The sequence below is a fragment of the Bacillus sp. FSL K6-1366 genome (assembly GCF_037976695.1).
Classification (GTDB): Bacteria; Bacillota; Bacilli; order Bacillales; family Bacillaceae; genus Bacillus; species Bacillus subtilis.
In genome coordinates this window covers 3,159,430-3,178,290 of record NZ_CP150268.1, presented here as the reverse complement: position 1 = coordinate 3,178,290, position 18,861 = coordinate 3,159,430, and the positions used below count along the sequence as shown (strand labels likewise).

The following is an 18,861-nucleotide window of genomic DNA, read 5'->3' as shown; positions in this document are numbered from 1 at the left end:
CCAGCTCATACTTGAATTATTTTGCTGTTGACTCAACAATTTCATCCACCGTCTTCATTACACCTTCAGAAAGGGAGGCAAGACGCTGTTCACTGTCTTCCAAAGATGACCCTTTTACGGCGAAATAAAATTTCACCTTCGGCTCAGTTCCTGAAGGACGAAGACAGAACCAAGACCCGTCTTCCAGGAAGTATTTCAATACATTTGATTTTGGCAAGTCGATGGCTTCTTCTTTGCTTTCAGTCAGAAGCGTCCGTTTGCTTACAGCGTAATCTTCTGCTGTGACAACCTGTTTGCCCGCCATTTTCTGCGGCGGATTTTGTCTGAAGGAAGCAAGAATCGCTTCAATTTGCTCTGCTCCTTGTTTGCCTTTCAGCGTCAGGGATTTCAGCCCTTCACGATAAAAACCATACTCGTTAAAGAGATTGATGAGCGCCTCATACAAAGACATTCCCTGTTTTTTATAGAACGCGCAAACTTCAACTGCCAAAAGCGCAGCCTGAATGGCGTCCTTATCGCGGGCAAAATCCCCGATTAAATAACCGTAGCTCTCTTCATAACCGAATTGGAAGGTATACTGGCCTGATGCTTCGTATTCCTTGATCTTTTCACCGATAAACTTAAAGCCTGTCAGCGTATCAATCGTATCAAGGCCGAATGAAGAAGCTACAGCACGGCCGATTTCGCTTGTGACGATCGTTTTGAGAACAACACCGTTATCAGGCAGGATGCCTTGTTTTTTCTTTTCAGAAAGCAGGTAATGAAGCAGCAGCGCTCCGGTTTGGTTTCCTGTCAGCACTGTATATTTGCCTTGATCGTTTTTCACCGCGATGCCGAGGCGGTCAGCATCAGGATCTGTCGCGATGAGAATATCTGCATTCTGCTCCTCCCCAAGCTTAATGGCATATTCGAATGCCGCATGCTCTTCCGGGTTTGGCGATGTAACAGTGGAGAAGTTTGAATCCGGCAGTTCCTGTTCTTTGACAACCGTTACATTTTTGTAGCCGAGTGCTTCAAGTCCGCGTCTGACCGGTTTATTTGCAGTTCCATGCAGCGGTGTGAAAACAACCTTTACATCTACTTCTTCTGATAATTCAGGATGTACAGAAATGGACGCCAGTTTTTCTGTATAAACTTTATCAATATCTTCACCGATGATTTTGATTAAGCCTTTTTCTTTTAACTTATTTTCTTCGTCCACTGTGATCGTCAGCTCATTTTCAATCGCGTTTACCTGCTCAATGACGATGTCCGCTTCCTTTGGAGGCAGCTGGCCGCCATCATCCCCGTATACTTTGTAGCCGTTATATTCAGGCGGGTTATGGCTTGCCGTTACCACAATTCCCCCATAAGCGTTCAGCTGTCTGACAGCGAATGACAGCTCTGGCGTCGGGCGAAGCTCATCAAACACGTATGTTTGGATGCCTTGTGTCGCAAGTGTTTTTGCCGCTTCCATCGCGAACTCCGGAGATTTATGGCGGGAATCATAAGCAATGACAACGCCCCGTTTTTTCGCTTCCTCACCTTGCTTCGAGATGTATGCCGCAAACCCGGCCGATGCTTTGCGCACAGTGTAAATATTCATCCGATTTGTCCCGGCGCCGATTTCCCCGCGCATTCCGCCGGTACCGAATTCAAGGTCTTTATAGAAACAGTCCTCAAGGGCCTGTTCATCTCCCTCTAATTCAATAAGGCGCTCTTTTAATTCCGGATCTAAATGTTCTGTCTGTTTCCAGCGTTCATAGCTCTTTCTCCAAGTCATATTCGTCCTCCTATGTATCAGCTTATGCCATTATTTTATATGAAGCGGGTGCCTCTGTCACTTGATAACCTGAGATCTGGCCCTTTCCACGTAAAAAGAAATAACGGGCTGCAGACAGCCCGTTATGATTTATTGCTCAAGCGGTACGACCGCATCGTGTAAAAGCTTGTTGAGGTTTTCTGTATGTTTGTTTTTCGCCTGCTCATCCCATTGGAATCGCTCGCTCATAAAATCAATAACGGCATCTTTATATGTTCTTACCCAATTGATATCAAAAAATAAACGTCCCGTTCTGCGGACAAAGAAGTCAGCAGGAGTTGCAGTCATCTCTTCTTCTATACTGTATTCTGCCTCAGCAAGAATATGAACCGGAATGTTGCGTTTCGCGGCCTCATCTTTCAGCGCTTCTACCCGGTCAAAGACGCGATCTACGTTAGAGCCGTATCTGATCGCCAGCTGTTTTGCGTCTTTTTCTGATAAACCGGCTGCAATTCCTTCTTTTGTTTTCGCGGTAACGAAGGACATAAGATTTTTCGAACCGCCGACGTGCCCGCCAGAGATTGGCATGTTTTTCGTTTTACATGGTCCAAAATTCTTTTCGCCCTCTTCTTTTAAGCGATCACGGACAAGATCAACGATGTGCTCCGCCATTTTTCTGTATCCAGTCAGTTTTCCGCCGGCAATGGTGATCAGGCCTGAGTCAGATGTCCAAATCTCGTCTTTCCGTGAAATTTCAGAAGGATCTTTGCCTTCTTCATGAATCAGCGGACGCAGCCCCGCCCAGCTGGATTCGATGTCATTCGCAGTGATATTCAGTTCCGGGAACATGTAATTGATTGATTTGATGACATAATCACGATCCTCCGTTGTCATCCGCGGATGCTCCAGCGCCTCTTTGTAAACAGTGTCTGTTGTTCCCACGTATGTTTTGCCTTCACGAGGAATCGCAAATACCATCCGGCCATCAGGTGTATCGAAATATACAGCCTGTTTCAGCGGAAAGACAGACTGGTCAAATACAAGGTGAATGCCTTTTGTATGCTGCAAATGCTTTCCGTTTTTCGAATGGTCTTTTTCTCTGAGCTGATCGACCCAAGGGCCTGTAGCATTGACAATTTTTTTCGCATACACTTTATATTCTTTCTTTGTCAGCACATCTTCAATTAATACGCCGACGGCTTTGCCTTTTTCGTAAAGAAGCTCCTTCACTTTGGAGTAATTCACAGGCTCTGCCCCGAATTTCACCGCTTCCTTCATGACTTCGATGGTCAGTCTCGCATCGTCAGTGCGGTATTCCACATAGTACCCGCCGCCTTTTAAGCCGTCTTTTTTTACCAAAGGTTCTTTTTGCAGCGTTTCTTTTGCTGAAAGCATGCTTCTTCGTTCTGACTTTTTCACACCTGCAAGGAAGTCATAAACCCTTAACCCGATTGATGTTGTAAATGAACCGAATGTGCCGCCTTTATGAAACGGAAGCAGCATCCATTCCGGTGTAGTGACATGCGGGCCGTTTTCATACACAATCGCCCGCTCTTTTCCTACCTCAGCGACCATTTTCACTTCAAATTGTTTTAAATAGCGCAAGCCGCCATGTACCAGCTTCGTTGATCGGCTTGATGTTCCCGCCGCAAAGTCCTGCATTTCGCTTAGTGCGACCTTCATTCCCCTTGATGCCGCGTCAAGAGCTGTTCCGGCTCCTGTAATTCCTCCTCCGATAATAAATAGGTCATATGTTTTTTTCGTCATGTCTGTCAGCATGCGATCTCTTTCAAGACTTGAAAATTGATGTTTCATCATTACGTCTCCTCCTTGTTGTCACGGTAAATAGAAAAAGAGACCACAACAGCCAAAGTGCATGCTTACACTTTGGTGCTGTGGTCTCTCCTCATCTCAGGACCGTTCTTATTAACTTGTAACCATTATACCATAGTATTACTTTATTTAAAAGCCATAGCTGCTTTCACGGCTTTTTGCCAGCCTTTATACAGCTCATTTCGTTTTTCTTCTTCTAATTCAGGCTCAAACCGTTTATCCAGATTCCACTGGTTCGCGATTTCAGAACGGTCCTTCCAGAATCCCACAGCGATACCCGCCAAATAAGCCGCGCCAAGTGCAGTCGTTTCATTAATTTCCGGGCGCTCCACAGGAACATTCAACAGGTCTCCTTGGAACTGCATTAGGAAATTGTTTTTCACAGCTCCTCCGTCTACACGAAGCGTCTTTAATGAAATGTTTGAATCTGCTTCCATTGCGTCAAGCACATCTTTGGTCTGATAAGCCAATGACTCCAGTGTCGCACGGATAAAGTGCTCTTTTGTTGTCCCTCTTGTCAGGCCGAAAACCGAACCGCGCACATCGCTGTCCCAGTAAGGCGTTCCCAGTCCGACAAAGGCCGGAACGACATATACGCCGTCAGTTGAATCCACTTTCTCTGCATAAGCTTCGCTAAGCGAAGAGTCCTGGAACATTCTCAATCCGTCTCTAAGCCACTGGATGGCAGAGCCTGCGACAAAAATGCTTCCTTCTAACGCATAGTTCACTTTTCCGTCAATGCCCCAAGCGATTGTTGTCAAAAGCCCATGTTCGGACTTAATTGCTTTTTCCCCGGTATTCATCAGCATGAAACATCCTGTGCCGTATGTGTTTTTCCCCATGCCTTCTTCAAAGCATGCCTGGCCGAACAATGCGGACTGCTGGTCGCCTGCCGCTCCAGCAATCGGGATATTTTTTCCGAAGAAGTGATAATCAACAGTCTCCGCATACACATGAGAGGACGGCTTCACTTCAGGGAGCATGGATTTCGGTACGCCTAGAATGTCGAGCAGTTCATCGTCCCATTTTAAATCGTAAATATTAAACATCAGTGTTCTTGAGGCATTGGAGTAATCGGTCACATGCGCTTTTCCGCCTGACATTTTCCAAATGAGCCACGTATCAATCGTTCCAAACAGCAGCTCGCCTTTTTCCGCTTTTTCTCTCGCGCCTTCCACATTGTCTAAAATCCACTTCACCTTCGTGCCGGAGAAGTATGGATCGATTAAAAGCCCAGTTTTTTCTCTGAATTTATCATTATATCCTTTTTCACGAAGTTCCTCACAAATGCCGGACGTCTGTCTGGACTGCCAAACGATTGCATTATAGACAGGACTTCCTGTATCTTTATCCCACACAACCGTCGTCTCGCGCTGGTTCGTGATGCCGATGCCGGCAATTTGAGAAGCGCTGATTCCTGATTCAGAGATGACTGAGGCGATAACCGCGAGGACAGAGCCCCAAATTTCATTGGCATTATGCTCAACCCAGCCAGGATGCGGGAAGTATTGTGTAAATTCCTTTTGAGCAGAGTGGACAATTTTGCCTTCTTTATTAAACAGAATCGCTCTTGAACTTGTCGTCCCCTGATCTAAGGATAAAATGTACGTTTCCATAAGATGTCTCCCCTTTGATTAAATATATTTAGAATTTGATAATGTTTTAGCAGAATGTGATTTCGTATAAACATAGAGTCCTAACAATACCACAACCAATATAACGCTTACAATCCAGAAGCTGCTTGTGATGTGCCCTTTAAATGCAGCGTTGTAAAATACACCGCCGAATGATCCGCCTAAAATCGGGCCGACTACCGGAACCCATGCGTATTTCCAGTTTGATGAGCCCTTCCCCGGAATCGGAAGAAAAGCGTGGGCTATCCGCGGACCTAAGTCACGTGCAGGATTGATAGCATAGCCGGTGGTGCCTCCCAGAGAAATACCGATTGCTACAATGAGGAAACCGACGATTAAAGGATTAAGTCCTTCTGTAAATTGATTTGCCCCAATAGCCAAGATTCCAAGCACAAGGACAAATGTCCCAATCACTTCGCTTAAAACGTTTGCAAATGTATGCGGAATGCTGGGCCCTGTTGAGAAAACACCCAGCTTGGCAGCGGGATCATCCGTTGACTTCCAGTGCGGGAGGTAATGCAGATAAATAATCACCGCACCGATGATCGCTCCGATCATTTGCGCCGCAATATAAACCGGAACCTCTTTCCAAGGAAAATCTCCTACAAATGCAAGCGCTATCGTTAGCGCCGGATTCAAATGGGCACCGCTGATGCCGCCAACCGCGTATGCCGCCATCGCAACACCCAATCCCCATCCAAATACAACAACAATCCAGCCAGACTGGAATGAAAGCGATTTCTTTAAATTGACACCTGCACAAACACCTGCACCAAAAATGATAAGCAGCATCGTACCGATGACTTCTCCCCAAAATGCTGTCATAGCACATTCCTCCTAAAGTCACGATTAAAAAGCATGATAGAGAAGAAGAGAATAAAAAAACCACAACAAACCGCTTTACGGGTGCATAAACATTTGCCGTAAAGAGCTGCTGTGGTCTCCGAGTTCTCCATCACAATGTATTAACCTAGTGCAATTGTATCAGTGCATGAAAGCGGTGTCAATCACTTTCCGTCAAAAAGTTTTCATATTTTTTCCACAATTTGGTATTAGATGTTGTGACAGCTACAGCCCCCGCTTTCAATGCCTGCTCTACATCCTCTTCCGTACGGATGAACCCCCCGGCAAAGATGGGAATCCCTGTTTTCTCTTTTATTTCCTGAATGAGTGACGGAACGATGCCGGGAAGCACTTCGATGAAGTCAGGCTTATGCTTGCCGATAAACTCCATGCTTTTCTCCATCGCGCTTGTATCAAGCAAAAACAGGCGCTGAATGGCATAAATTTTCTTCTGCTTCGCTTTGGCAATCACGTTCGATCTTGTGGAAATAATCCCAGCGGGCTTGATATCCTGACATATAAATTCCGCACCGTATTCGTCATGCTTAATCCCTTGAATGAGATCGACGTGCACCATCATGTTCTTTCCGTGCTTTTGCGCTTCTTTGATCACGCCCTTCAGCTGGCCGAGATGAATATCAAGAATAACACCGTAAGAGAACGAACTGTTCAAAAACTCATCAAATTGCTTCATATTGCGAATAGCCGGTAAAATCGGCTGGTTGTGAAAACTCATCATGTGCTCCTTTAATAAATCACTTTTATATTATATCGTTTGAAAGCTTTCTTTCACCGTTTTCACGATAAAGGAAAGGTCCTCTTCTGTCAGGCAAAATGGCGGCGCAAGCTGGATGACGTTGTTGTAGCCGGCAACTGTATCGCCGTTTTTGCCGATGATCAGCCCTTTTTCTTTGCACGCCGCAACCACTTGGTTTACTTTGGCGGCATCAGCCGGCTCTTTAGTCAATTTATCTTTGACGAGTTCGATTCCGATCAGCAGCCCTTTTCCTCTAACATCCCCGACTGCCGGGTGTTCTCTCAGAGCTTGAAGCTCACCTAAAAGCTTTGCTCCAAGATCGCGGGATCGCTGAATCAGCTGTTCGTCCTCCATAATTTGCAGGTTTTTTAACGCCAAGGCACAGGCAGCCGGGCTTCCGCCGAACGTGTTCACGTGGCGGAAACGGTCATAAGTAGCTTCCCCCTGATACGCTTCGAAAATGTCCCGTTTCACAGCAGTCGCTGACAATGGCAGATACGCGCTTGTGATTCCCTTTGCCATCGTAATGATATCAGGCTTCACACCGTAGTGCATAAACCCGAACGGCTCACCTGTTCGTCCAAACCCGCAGATCACTTCATCGCAAATCAAAAGGGCTCCGTGGCGCCGGCAAATGTCCTCCACCTTTTTCATATATCCGTCCGGCGGCATTAGGATGCCCCCGCCTGTAATGATGGGCTCCATAATGACCCCGGCAATCGTTTCGCTTAATTCCCATGTCATGATGCGGTCGATTTCATTTGCGCTTTCAAGCGTGTCTGCATCATCAGGATTCCGGTATATATCTGGCGGAGCTGCATGCAGAAATCCTTGGCTCAAAGGCTCGTATTTATATTTCCGCTGCGCCTGTCCGGTAGCTGAGAGCGCTCCCAATGTATTGCCGTGGTATGCCCGATATCTTGAGATGAATTTATAACGGCTGTGGTCGCCGTTTTGCAGATGGTACTGGCGGGCAATTTTAAAAGCAGTTTCGTTTGCTTCCGATCCGCTGTTGGAAAAAAAAATAACATAATCGCCGCCAAGCCATTCATTCAGCTTTTCCGCCAGTTGAATTGCGGGTGCGTGACTTTGCGTTAACGGGTAGTAAGGCAGCTCCTTTAGTTGCTCATAGGCAGCCTCCGCAAGCTCCTTTCTGCCGTAACCAATGTTGACGCACCACAAACCGGACATCGCATCCAAATAGCGGCGTCCGTCTGTGTCGGTTACCCAGGCCCCCTCGGCCTTCTGGGCTATCAGGCTGTCCGCTTGATGCGCTCCCTTCATGGCATGCCACACAAATTGCTCATCTTTTTGCTTTAATCCCTTATTTTGCTGAATGTTTTCCATCCCCATCATCTCCATTTCATTAGCGTTCTCTATAATGCCAATTCAATTGAAACAGACCTTCTCTTTATGTGATGTCTTGGTGATGATTTCCCTGCCTTCAATATAAAGCCAGACCGGGTCAGAGTCAATAAACCGCGTAAATAATAAAACATCCCCTTTCTCAAGAAGAAAGAGGATGCAGCTTCCAAAGCAAAACAGGCAAAGTGACAATGCTCAGCATCGTACTGATAAAGGTCGCACTCAAAACAACTTGGACAGCCATTGCAATAGCAATGTGAAGCCTAGCCGTTTTCTGTATGATATAGGAAATGGCGAAAATACAGAAACTCTATAAGGCACCTCCACTATACCTACTTTTATTTTAAAGATAGCACCTAAACAATTCCGCTTTTGTTTTAAAAAACCCGCCAATTCAGGCAGGTTTTTTGGGAATTATTTTTTATATTGAATATGATAAATATCACGCCGTCTGTCTTTTAGCTGGCGCACTGTACCGTTTTGGCGCTGTCTTCTGAGAATTTCCAGGTCAACATCGCCGATGACGACCATTTCAATATTCGGGTTTGTTTCGCCGACAATGCCGTCACGAGCGAATTCAAAATCAGACGGGGCAAAGATGCCTGACTGGGCGTATTGGATATCCATGTTTTCCGTTTGCGGAAGGTTTCCGACCGTTCCAGAGATAACCGTATAAATTTGATTTTCAACCGCTCTAGCCTGCGAACAGTATCTGACACGCAGATAGCCTTGACGATCTTCTGTACAAAATGGCGTAAAGATGATTTTGGCTCCTTTATCAGCCGCAATCCGGGCAAGCTCAGGAAATTCAATGTCATAACAGATCTGGATCGCGATTTTCCCGCAGTCCGTATCAAACACGCGAACCTGGTCTCCTGCGCTGATCCCCCACCATTTGCGTTCATTCGGCGTAATATGGAGTTTGTATTGCTTCTCGATCGTTCCGTCCCGTCTGAACAGGTAAGCGATATTATAGATCTTGCCTTCCTCTTCGACGAAATGAGATCCGCCGATAATGTTGACGTTATACTTCACAGCCAAGTCAGTAAACAGGCTGATGTAATCTTCTGTATACTCGGTAATTCTCTGCACCGCCAAGCTCGGTGACCGTTCCTCAAGGAAGGACATCAGCTGGGTTGTGAAAATTTCCGGGAACACCGCAAAATCAGATCTTGCGTCGGAAGCAACATCGACATAGTATTCTACTTGATTCGCAAATTCCTCAAAGGAATAAATTTTCTTCATTTCGTATTGGATCACACAAATTCTAACAGGGAACGCCGATTTATAATAGCGTTTTGTCTGCTGCGGTAGATAATCCACATTATTCCATTCCATCAGCGTCGCATACTTGATCGAAGCTGTATCATCCGGGAGATAGTTCGGGTTAATTCGCATAAGGGTAAAGCCGTTCATCAGCTGAAAAGAAAGAACCGGATCGTAAATTTGGTGGCGTGTCACCTGTTCAACATACTCTCTCGCTGTCATTTCCTCTGCATATTTGTGATAGTTTGGAATCCGTCCGCCTATGATGATGCTTTTCAGGTTTAAGCGTCTGGCTAAGTCCTTTCTCGCCTCGTACAAACGGTGGCCGATCTTCATTCGTCTGTATTTCGGGTGCACCATCACTTCAATTCCGTACATATTCAAGCCGTCAGGATTATGGTTGGTGATATAACCGTCATCTGTAATGTCCTGCCACGTATGGCGGTCATCATATTCATCAAAGTTAATCAGGAGACTTGAGCACGAACCGATAATTTCACCCTCGAATTCTGCACAAAACTGCCCATCTGGAAAATGCTCCAAATGGCTGATTAAATGCTCCCGCTTCCAAGGCTCCATCCCCGGAAAGCAGTCCTTTTGAAGATCGATAATCTTGTCGATGTCTTTCTCTTCGATATTGCGGATAACCATTTTCTTTTCAAACCGGGTCAAATCTAATTTCTCAGACAACCTACTCGCTCCTTTCTAGTTTTGTGAGTTCAGATGATCAAGCAATAGGGCGAGCTCCATCTCCGCCATTGATTCAAGCCTGTGATCATAGTCTTCAAACATCAAGGTGCCCGTTACTTTATTCGGGACAATGACACACTTCATTCCTGCGCGTTTCGCAGCAATCGAACCATTGACAGAATCCTCAAACGCGAGACATTCTGCTGGCGATACCCCGAGGTTCTTTGCCGCCAATAAATAGAGCTCAGGATTCGGCTTCACCTCTTCCACATCATCAGCCGTTTGAATAACTTCAAAATCATCAAACAGGCCGATTTGCTTCAAATAGCCGGAAACCCATTTATAATCAGAGCTGGAGGCAAGGCCTATTTTTAAGCCTAAATCCTTTGCCGCATTCAAATACGCTTCGACACCAGGTCTCGCTTTTTCTGTTTCCATGCGTTTGGCGAACCGCTCTCTTCTCAATTTTGTGAGCTCTTCATGGTTCAGCTTTTTCCCGATCTGCTCTTCTAAATAGTCAAAAGGCCGGAAACCCGCAGCAGTTCCGATGACCTTTCCCCAGACAGATAGCGGCAGCACTGAGCCGTGCTCTTCAAATATTTCCTGAAGAACCTCATATTCGTGTGTTTCTGTATCTAGAATAAGCCCGTCAAAATCAAAAATTAACGCTTTAATCACTGGGTACAACTCCTTTAGTACGAATTGAGACATATGTATACACTCAACTATACCCCGAAACAAGTCTGCTTTCAAAAAGTAAGGTTTTATGTGAAGAAAGAGCCTGCACACTGCAAGCTCTTTCTTATTAATGAATGTTTTGGTGAGAAATGTTTGTCAGCGCTGATCCCGCAGACTCGTTCGACATCTGATTGACTGCCAGGTCTCCAAGCGCAACGATCCCGACTAGATTGTTTTGATCTACAATAGGAAGGCGGCGGATTTGGTGCTGGGCCATCAGCTGCGACGCGTCTTCCAGACTCATATTAGGGTTTCCTGATACGAGTTCTGTTGACATCACTTCTGAAACGGGTGTCTGGCCATCACGGCCCTGAGCTGTAGTTCTTAATGCAATGTCACGGTCAGTCAGCATTCCTTTTAAAACACCTTGCTCTACAACGGGGATCGCCCCGACGTTATGCTGTTTCATTAGAGAAGCCGCTTCCTGAATCGTTTGATTCGGAGAAACGGTTGCCACCTGCGTTGTCATTGTATCTTTAACTGAACTCATTGTCAGCACCCCTTTCAATCATTAGTATGTTCAGACACGAGCCGTTTAAAAAGGGAGTTAGAGGAAAGGTTTTATGATATGATTTCTCTGATACAAAAAGAGCTTTTCTAAAAATAGAAAAGCCCTTGCCGCATGATTATATCAGCCTTCTTTGACCGAAAAAGGCTTTGTTAGTCTTCTTTTGAAAGTCAGAAAAAGCAAACGGAAAATAAATCCCAAAATCATTCAGCATCTTGCTGTTTTTTTCAAAAATCGCCTGATCACTCAAATCAGAGTGCGGCGAAGGCTTGGTCAGGATAATATGTATCATTTGCAGACAAGCCATAATTTGAAATGCTTCTTTTAATGTTCCTTGGTAATAATGGTTATTTAAAGACAGAATACCTTTCTTTTTAAAGCGCTGAATGTCCAGTTCGGAGAAATAAAGAGGAAATACATCATGGATCAACTCCATAGACAGCTCCTTGATAAAGCTCTCCTGTTCTGCAGTTGCTGCGTTCACAATTCTCACGTCAATCACCTTTCTTGCCATCGAATATCCTAAGTCTTACTCAAGAATAGCACAGAAAAAAACGCGAAAGCTAAGGTAAGTGTTTCCTATGAGAAACAGCAGCCTTCCGCTTCGAAAAGGAGCCATTTAACATGAACCAAAAAGGCAGAGGGCTTGAGATCCTCATCAATGAAAAACAGGACGGCCAATGGCTGTTTTCCGTACTCAAAACAGCGCTCAAAGCTTCTAAACCAGTGATACAAGACTGGATGTCCCATCAACAGATAAAGGTCAATCACGAATCCGTCTTAAACAATATGATTGTAAAAAAGGGAGACCGTGTGTTCATTGATCTTCAGGAAATTGAAGCATCTTCGGTCATTCCGGAGTATGGCGAGCTTGATATTTTATATGAGGACAATCACATGCTCATCGTCAATAAACCCGCTGGCATAGCGACGCATCCGAATGAGGATGGGCAAACCGGCACACTGGCTAATTTGATCGCGTATCATTATCAGATAAATGGCGAAACATGTAAGGTGCGCCACGTCCATCGTCTTGATCAGGATACATCTGGCGCTATCGTTTTTGCCAAGCATCGTTTGGCACACGCCATCTTAGACCAGCAGTTAGAGAAAAAGACGCTGAAGCGTACGTATACCGCCATCGCTGAAGGTAAGCTACGGACGAAAAAAGGGACAATTAATTCACCAATCGGCAGAGACCGCTCACACCCGACAAGACGCCGGGTTTCACCAGGCGGGCAAACTGCCGTCACTCATTTCAAGGTAATGGCCAGCAATGCGAAAGAACGGCTGTCGCTCGTTGAATTAGAGCTGGAAACAGGCAGAACACACCAAATCCGTGTTCATCTGGCGAGCCTCGGCCATCCGTTGACAGGAGACTCGCTTTACGGAGGCGGGAGCAAGCTGCTAAACAGGCAGGCACTGCACGCCAATAAAGTACAAGCGGTTCACCCGATAACAGACGAGCTCATAGTTGCTGAAGCCCCTTTCCCTGCTGATATGAAAAACCTTTGCCGCACATATTTTTTATGAAGAAAAGCCGCAGGCACCGCCTCGGCTTTTTAAGTCACTCGTTTTCCATATATAATATAGCGCTTCGGGGCATTTCCGACATATGAAAACGGATAACAGGTCGTCAGAATAAGCTCTTCCTTTTCATGCTGGAGCGTGATAATAGATGTGTCATCCTTATCGACAATTTTTGTTTTTACAATTTCATATGTGAATTCTCCATATGACAGGAGAATGCGGAGCCGATCCCCCTTTTCCAGCTCTCCCGTCCGGCGAAACACGGTATCCCGATGCCCCGACAGCACAATTTGTCCGTTTTCATCAGGATAATAGCTGTCCTTGTAATGCCCGACACCTTTTTCTAAATCATCAGCATCGGTGCCCTCCACGATCGGAAGCTCTGCATTGATTTTCGGTATTTCCAAAATGCCGCTCGCTTGGCCGGTCTCAGGCTTAAATGATGCTTTGTTCTTTGCTTGATCTGTGCTATTTTTCGTCCCCAAAGGTTCCTGCGGCGGCTTTTTAGCCGCCAGTTTTGCTTCTTTTAGTGTCTGTTCCGTTTTCATATTCGTATCAATCAATTTAAAGCCTCCATAGCCTGCGATCACTAGGCCGGCAGCAATGATGAATAGTGGAATAACTTTTTTCACGTTCTGGAGGCGCTCCTTTTTCTTCTGACATATAGATAAGTTCCTGACAATGTCACCGCCGCACCGATTACCATAAAGTTATAGTAGCCCGCTGACGTATCCGGAAGCTGATGATCAGACCCGCTTTCCGCAGTCTCGGTTTGTAACGGCAATGTGCTGATGCTATTAGCAGTATCAGCGGTTTTTGTGTTGTTGATTGGTATTTCATTGAATCTCGAAATGGCTGAAGGCGGAAGCTGATGAACCGGTGCTGTTCCCGGAGTTTCTTTTATATCAGGCAAATCTTCATCTGGCCTTGGATCCTCTTTAATCGGATCCTCCGTCCCCGGATCATCTCCAGGCTCTTCCGTAATCGGGTCTTCTGTTACAGGGTCTTCAATATCACTGGCTTCAGCAAGCTTAATTCTTCCCTCTTTTGTATACGCAATTGGCTCATCAAAACTCTTCACGTACTCAACTGTCGCTTCCAAATCCTCAGGCCCAGTCACCGGATTTTTTCCCAGCAGTCCGATTGGCTGATATTTGGTTCCTGTCGCCGTCGCCATAAAGTTGTTGACAGTCAATGTATATGTGGCATCGGGCTGGATCTCGGTGCCATCTGCCATTTTCATATCAACTGCTTTTCCGGTTTCTTTATCCCACGTATACGTAAACCCGCTGATGCTGTAGTCAGGCCCAAAAACCGGCGAGATTTGAGCATTGATAATCTCTCTTAAATCTTTTCCTTTAATCTCAAGCTTCGTTAACACATTTCCAAATGGCTGAATATTGTAAAGATCTCCCCACGTAATCGGGCCCTTCTTCAGCGCTTCACGTATGCCGCCGCCATTCATAAGGGCAAAATCCGTTTTCATGGCAGCTCTCATACCATCCGCAATCAGGTTTCCAAGAGGTGTATCGCCGTCATTTGAATACCCCCCTTCCATATCAACATCGGCTTCGCCGATTACCTCGCTGATAATCGGTTCCGCAATTGTTTCGTATTTCTTTAAAATGGCTGACGCGCTGACATCCGGTTCAATTTTACTTTGATCAACATATACGATTTCCGCGGACTTTTTGGCAATGTCTTTTGTCGTTTTATCGATCTCTACATCAACGACACCTATCGCTTTTCCATATTCAAACGCTTGAACAATCAGTTTTCCATTCACTTCACCGTTAACAACCTGATGATTATGCGCGGCAAAAATCACGTCAATTTCAGAATCTGTTTTGTTTGCAAGATCAGCAGACTCACCGGTAATGGCGTTGCCGTTTTGTTCAGCTGACATATGTGCGAGAACCGCGATGGCCTTCACGCCTTTTTTCTTCAGCTCTTTGGCCGCCTTATTCACCGCTGTTGCTTCATCTGTAAACTCGATATTTTTTATTCCTTCAGGCATAACCATGCCAGCTGCCGACTGTGTGACAACCCCGATAAAAGCAACGGGTACGCCCTCCACATTTATGATGTCATAAGCCGGCAAAAAGGGCTCTCCAGTTGATTTCATTTTACAATTGGCACATACAAGGGGAAAGTTCTGTCCATCATATCCGCTTGTGCCTTTCGGATGATCACCGCCATTTAAGATCCTCAGAAGTTCATCCGTGCCTTCATCAAATTCATGGTTTCCCACGGTTCCGACATCAAATCCGATGTCCTCCATCAGTTCTACAGTCGGTTCATCTTGAAGAAGAGAGGAAACTGGAGAGCTTCCGCCGATCATATCTCCCGCGTGCACAATCAGCGAGTTTTTCTTTTCAGCCTTTTTTTCTTTTAAATATGCGGCGGCATAATCCATGCGTCCAAACGTGCCGTCTGCAATTCCATTTCCATCAAGATCAAGCTCATATTGCTGATCGATTTTGCCATGCAAATCATTCATGCTGAGAATTCTAAGCGGCACATGTTCTTGAGGTGCCGTTTGCCTTTTTTTATATCCCGCGCTCTCCGCTTCACTTGCTGAAGCGAAGAAAATTCTGTTTTCCACAGCTACCTTCTTCCAGTCAGCTGGCTGCACATATGTTTTATTCGACGAGTCCCCCACATATCTTGTTAGGCCTTTCCCTTGCTCTCTGGCTCTGAATTCAAACGGCATTTCCATGAGCGGATCGTTTTCATTCCAAATTCCTTTTTGGTCTTTTTTTGCAGCGGCTACTGCGGCCTGAAACTGCTGATAATCCTCTTCATTGTCAACCGGCCAAATAAAATACGTCGGAGCATAGCCATTTTTTACAAGCTCTAAGTTTACGTTGGAACCTGATTCGGTTATGACTTGTCCGAGCAATCTGCCATAGCTGTCCTTGGCTTCACTCCCAACCTTGACAGTAATTTTATCACCCGGGGACAGAACCGTTTTTAGATAGTCAGATGCTTTTTTGCCAAATCTTAATTGATTTTCATCTGCGTCATTTTTTGGTGTGTGATATGTTTCGGGTGTATCTACATTTACAAACCGGATTTTTGTCGTTCCATGCACCGGAGATTTGAGATGAATGGTATCGCCGTCAACTACCCGGTCAACAATCCCTTCATATTCTCCCTCCGCAGACGGAGGTGCAGGCTGCTCTTCAAGCAGCTTCAGGTCAGCCGATTTTCGCGGAAGCAGCTGAAAGGTTTGGTATCTGCTTAACACACCGGTAAATTCATACCATTTGCCCTCATCAAGCTCGTCTATCACCCCTGTTTCATTCATAACCCGGAGCGTCATTGCATGATGGTCGTCATCAATCATTGTTACATTGTAACCGCCGCCGGCAGGAGAACTTGGAATTGAGGAAACAAAAGCGGTTAGTTTCACAAGGCGTCCTTCATACTGATCACCTAGGCTGCCGTTAATAAGTTCATTGATTGTTAAGTGTTTGGGGGCGGGGAGGGATTGATTTGACTGGTTGATTTTGATGCCTGATGAGCTTGGAACGATTTCTTTCAGCCCCTGGTAAGACATGATTTTCCCTGTCACCGTGACATCCATACCCTCTTTTAATTCGGGAAATTGTTCAGGGGATGGCGAATAAATGTTAATGCCTCCGGTTTCATCTTGCAAAAAGGTCGACAGCTTCCCGCCTCCGATTGCGTTTTGATCAGCTGTAATGATCCCTTTTATCGTTACTTCTTCATTCAGCCTTCCCCGTGCTTCATTTATGGTCACTTGCTGTTCAGCCGGCGGAGTTTTCGTGTCATCGGTTACGTTCATCGACTGAACGTTTTTAAGTCCTGTCGTGTTAAAGTAATTTTCAAGCTTTCCTTGAACCGTTATCTTTTTCCCAAGAAGAAGCGGATTGGTTTGCAGCCCAAATTGGCTTCTGAAGGCGGAGGGGATTTGCACAGGAAGGATGTGTTCGGGCGATGTCTCGTTTTTACGGTCTGCCAGCGCAACATTATAATCATTTGAAAAAGGGCTTGTCAGCTTATAATGCTGTGGGGAAACAGCCTGGCCGACTGCATATCCTTCGACAAGCGCCTGTCCTTCTTTTTGCTGTATTGCCTTCTCAATCGATATAGGCTGTTGCGGTTCAGCTGCCTTTACAGCTTCGAACGTGTACATTACATTTAAGAACATCAATGCCGTGATCAACACAATATGCAGAATACGCCTCATCATATTTCCTCCCTTATACACATAATGACAACGATTTTGTCTGCTTATCATTTCGACAGACAGCATATAAATCCTTTCAGGCTTCTGCATAATACACGGCAGACTGACACAAAATACAGCTGATCTGAAAAAAAAGGAGGAATTCGGTTTGGATCAGTTCAATCAGCAGCAACAATCCCAAATGAACAAAGGTATTCCTGGCAAACCGCATAAAAACCACGGCGGACATGAAATGTTTGATATGCATGAGGTGCTTTCCGGAACACTTACTGTGCTAGATCAGTTTATGATGCTGAGACAATTCTGTAAGGATCAAGAATTACTAAACATCCTTGATCGTCAACATCAATTCATTACATCTCAATACAATATAACTGCAGAATGCTTCAAAACAGGAAGCGAACCTTCACAAAAAACAGCAACTTATATGATGAAGGAGGACAACCAGACTGTTTACGGCATGCAGCCGTCACAGCCTAAAAAACCTGTTCAATCCATGAATGATATTGATGACAGCATCATCAGCCGACAAATGCTTTGCGCGATTAAAGCACAAGCTTCTATGCTGACGATGGCGTCTCTGGAAATGACAAATCCGGCCGTAAGACGCGTACTGTCTGCGCAAATTCAGGAGTATGTTGAAATGGCATTTGAAATTTTCCTATACCAAAACAAACACGGCTATTACCAGGTTCCTCAGCTTGATGCGCAGGATATGGAACAGCTGAGAAATTCATTCGCCCCTGCCCAAGGACAAATGCCTCCGACACAAGGCGGAATGGGTCAGCAAGGACTTCACTAATAACAAAGGCATTGGATAGATACTATCCAATGCCGCACTGTTTTTTTCGAATTTTTTCTTAAAATCTTTTTCAAATTGATCAAGACTTTCCTTTGTTGCTGATTTAAACCCTTTTTCAAAGTCCCCTTTTTTTGCTGTTTCCTTAATCATTTCTGAAATAATGTCTTTCCCATATTTGTCCGTCAGCTCATCGATCATATAAAAGCTTTGCAAATAGACATCAGTATCATATTCGGCTCTGGCTTCCTGCCAGTCTCGATCAGTCTGCAAACGGTCAAAGGGCACGACAGAAAACGTGATCGGATCTATGAGCAATTCATAGTTCGCAATCCACTCGCTTAACCCTTCATGAAACCATAACGGAAACTCATCGGGATCCGTCTCAAGCTCCTTCAATTTCTGGTGAAACGCATGGTGCGAGTATTCATGAATCAACAATCTCTGGTACAAATAAACCGCTACCTCGTCCCCTTCTAACAGTTTCTTTTTCTCTTCAGGCAACAATCCGATCAGCTGCTCCCGTTCAGAATAAAAACCAACTACATCCAATAAACCGGAGTAAGCCTCCATCTGTTTTTCATTAGGAAAAAAAATAATGTCAATAGGCTTTTGATTCGAATATCCAATCATAATCTGATTAATACTGACCGCATATTCAAGCGTTTCTTTCGTCAATGGCAGTAAGGACTTTTCCTTAGAAGTGTAATAAATATCGGCCTGTTTGAATGACTCTTTCTTCATGTGCTTCGTCACTTGTTCTTTTGTTATTCCAGATGCCTGACCTGGAAAAGACAGGATATACATCGCGCTTGATACGATGGCTGAGCTTACAGCCAGCATCACAAGGACTCCGCACAGGAATAGAGCGGATGCCGCACGCTTTCCTATGCCATCCCGCAAACGTCTCCCTCCCTGAGCCGGTCCGTCTTGTACCTTTT

Annotated in this window: 15 protein-coding genes; 2 read left to right on the top strand and 13 right to left on the bottom strand. The window is 45.2% G+C overall.

The annotated features are described in order from the left end of the window. Positions 1 to 16 precede the first annotated feature (16 nt). The 10 genes from pgcA to MHI44_RS16570 form a co-directional block, all read right to left on the bottom strand. Positions 17 to 1,762 carry a phosphoglucomutase gene (pgcA, locus tag MHI44_RS16615; protein ID WP_339202453.1) on the bottom strand — a complete coding sequence of 582 codons (1,746 nt, stop codon included), beginning with the start codon at positions 1,760 to 1,762 and terminating at the stop codon, positions 17 to 19. A 129-nt stretch (positions 1,763 to 1,891) separates the two neighbouring features. Then, entirely contained in the window at positions 1,892 to 3,559 is a 1,668-nt protein-coding gene (gene glpD, locus MHI44_RS16610; RefSeq protein WP_339202451.1) for a glycerol-3-phosphate dehydrogenase, read from the bottom strand. 140 nt (positions 3,560 to 3,699) lie between these two features. Next, positions 3,700 to 5,190, bottom strand: a complete 1,491-nt coding sequence (gene glpK, locus MHI44_RS16605; protein ID WP_077670555.1) for a glycerol kinase GlpK — start codon at positions 5,188 to 5,190, stop codon at positions 3,700 to 3,702. Positions 5,191 to 5,208: 18 nt separating this feature from the next. Next, complete coding sequence (glpF, locus tag MHI44_RS16600) at positions 5,209 to 6,033, bottom strand: glycerol uptake facilitator protein GlpF (RefSeq protein WP_003233386.1); 825 nt, start codon at positions 6,031 to 6,033, stop codon at positions 5,209 to 5,211. 178 nt (positions 6,034 to 6,211) lie between these two features. Further along, complete coding sequence (gene glpP, locus MHI44_RS16595; protein WP_003233388.1) at positions 6,212 to 6,790, bottom strand: glycerol uptake operon antiterminator GlpP; 579 nt, start codon at positions 6,788 to 6,790, stop codon at positions 6,212 to 6,214. A 27-nt stretch (positions 6,791 to 6,817) separates the two neighbouring features. After that, positions 6,818 to 8,170 carry an aspartate aminotransferase family protein gene (locus MHI44_RS16590; protein ID WP_339202449.1) on the bottom strand — a complete coding sequence of 451 codons (1,353 nt, stop codon included), beginning with the start codon at positions 8,168 to 8,170 and terminating at the stop codon, positions 6,818 to 6,820. A gap of 417 nt (positions 8,171 to 8,587) precedes the next feature. Continuing rightward, positions 8,588 to 10,129, bottom strand: a complete 1,542-nt coding sequence (locus MHI44_RS16585) for a bifunctional GNAT family N-acetyltransferase/carbon-nitrogen hydrolase family protein (RefSeq protein WP_015383195.1) — start codon at positions 10,127 to 10,129, stop codon at positions 8,588 to 8,590. 15 nt (positions 10,130 to 10,144) lie between these two features. Next, positions 10,145 to 10,807, bottom strand: coding sequence for an HAD family hydrolase (locus tag MHI44_RS16580; RefSeq protein ID WP_339202448.1), 663 nt, complete (start codon positions 10,805 to 10,807; stop codon positions 10,145 to 10,147). Between the two features lie 127 nt (positions 10,808 to 10,934). Further along, entirely contained in the window at positions 10,935 to 11,357 is a 423-nt protein-coding gene (locus tag MHI44_RS16575; protein ID WP_003245462.1) for a CBS domain-containing protein, read from the bottom strand. Positions 11,358 to 11,493: 136 nt separating this feature from the next. Continuing rightward, positions 11,494 to 11,889 carry a YhcU family protein gene (locus MHI44_RS16570; protein WP_317679989.1) on the bottom strand — a complete coding sequence of 132 codons (396 nt, stop codon included), beginning with the start codon at positions 11,887 to 11,889 and terminating at the stop codon, positions 11,494 to 11,496. Between the two features lie 110 nt (positions 11,890 to 11,999). On the opposite strand from MHI44_RS16570, the gene MHI44_RS16565 reads away from it, so the two are divergent. After that, complete coding sequence (locus MHI44_RS16565; protein WP_339202445.1) at positions 12,000 to 12,908, top strand: RluA family pseudouridine synthase; 909 nt, start codon at positions 12,000 to 12,002, stop codon at positions 12,906 to 12,908. A 29-nt stretch (positions 12,909 to 12,937) separates the two neighbouring features. Here MHI44_RS16565 and srtA read toward each other — a convergent pair whose 3' ends face one another. Beyond that, positions 12,938 to 13,537, bottom strand: coding sequence for a sortase SrtA (gene srtA / locus MHI44_RS16560; RefSeq protein ID WP_131227256.1), 600 nt, complete (start codon positions 13,535 to 13,537; stop codon positions 12,938 to 12,940). Further along, complete coding sequence (yhcR, locus tag MHI44_RS16555) at positions 13,534 to 17,187, bottom strand: endonuclease YhcR (protein ID WP_339203569.1); 3,654 nt, start codon at positions 17,185 to 17,187, stop codon at positions 13,534 to 13,536. Before yhcR ends, srtA begins: the two co-directional genes overlap by 4 nt. Positions 17,188 to 17,269: 82 nt before the next feature. Here yhcR and MHI44_RS16550 point away from each other — a divergent pair, with 82 nt between their 5' ends. After that, positions 17,270 to 17,923, top strand: coding sequence for a spore coat protein (locus MHI44_RS16550; protein ID WP_009966881.1), 654 nt, complete (start codon positions 17,270 to 17,272; stop codon positions 17,921 to 17,923). On the opposite strand, the gene MHI44_RS16545 is transcribed toward MHI44_RS16550, so the two are convergent. After that, positions 17,855 to 18,823 carry a hypothetical protein gene (locus MHI44_RS16545; RefSeq protein WP_003245770.1) on the bottom strand — a complete coding sequence of 323 codons (969 nt, stop codon included), beginning with the start codon at positions 18,821 to 18,823 and terminating at the stop codon, positions 17,855 to 17,857. The genes MHI44_RS16550 and MHI44_RS16545 overlap by 69 nt on opposite strands. Between the last annotated feature and the right edge of the window lie 38 nt (positions 18,824 to 18,861).

What these genes read in the sequence shown, in the direction of transcription:
- MHI44_RS16570 (WP_317679989.1), bottom strand. Translation starts at nt 11,889, where the DNA reads ATGGCAAGAAAGGTGATTGACGTGAGAATTGTGAACGCAGCAACTGCA.
- MHI44_RS16575 (WP_003245462.1), bottom strand. Translation starts at nt 11,357, where the DNA reads ATGAGTTCAGTTAAAGATACAATGACAACGCAGGTGGCAACCGTTTCT.
- glpP (WP_003233388.1), bottom strand. Translation starts at nt 6,790, where the DNA reads ATGATGAGTTTTCACAACCAGCCGATTTTACCGGCTATTCGCAATATG.
- glpK (WP_077670555.1), bottom strand. Translation starts at nt 5,190, where the DNA reads ATGGAAACGTACATTTTATCCTTAGATCAGGGGACGACAAGTTCAAGA.
- MHI44_RS16565 (WP_339202445.1), top strand. Translation starts at nt 12,000, where the DNA reads ATGAACCAAAAAGGCAGAGGGCTTGAGATCCTCATCAATGAAAAACAG.
- yhcR (WP_339203569.1), bottom strand. Translation starts at nt 17,187, where the DNA reads ATGCTGTCTGTCGAAATGATAAGCAGACAAAATCGTTGTCATTATGTG.
- glpF (WP_003233386.1), bottom strand. Translation starts at nt 6,033, where the DNA reads ATGACAGCATTTTGGGGAGAAGTCATCGGTACGATGCTGCTTATCATT.
- MHI44_RS16590 (WP_339202449.1), bottom strand. Translation starts at nt 8,170, where the DNA reads ATGGAGATGATGGGGATGGAAAACATTCAGCAAAATAAGGGATTAAAG.
- pgcA (WP_339202453.1), bottom strand. Translation starts at nt 1,762, where the DNA reads ATGACTTGGAGAAAGAGCTATGAACGCTGGAAACAGACAGAACATTTA.
- glpD (WP_339202451.1), bottom strand. Translation starts at nt 3,559, where the DNA reads ATGATGAAACATCAATTTTCAAGTCTTGAAAGAGATCGCATGCTGACA.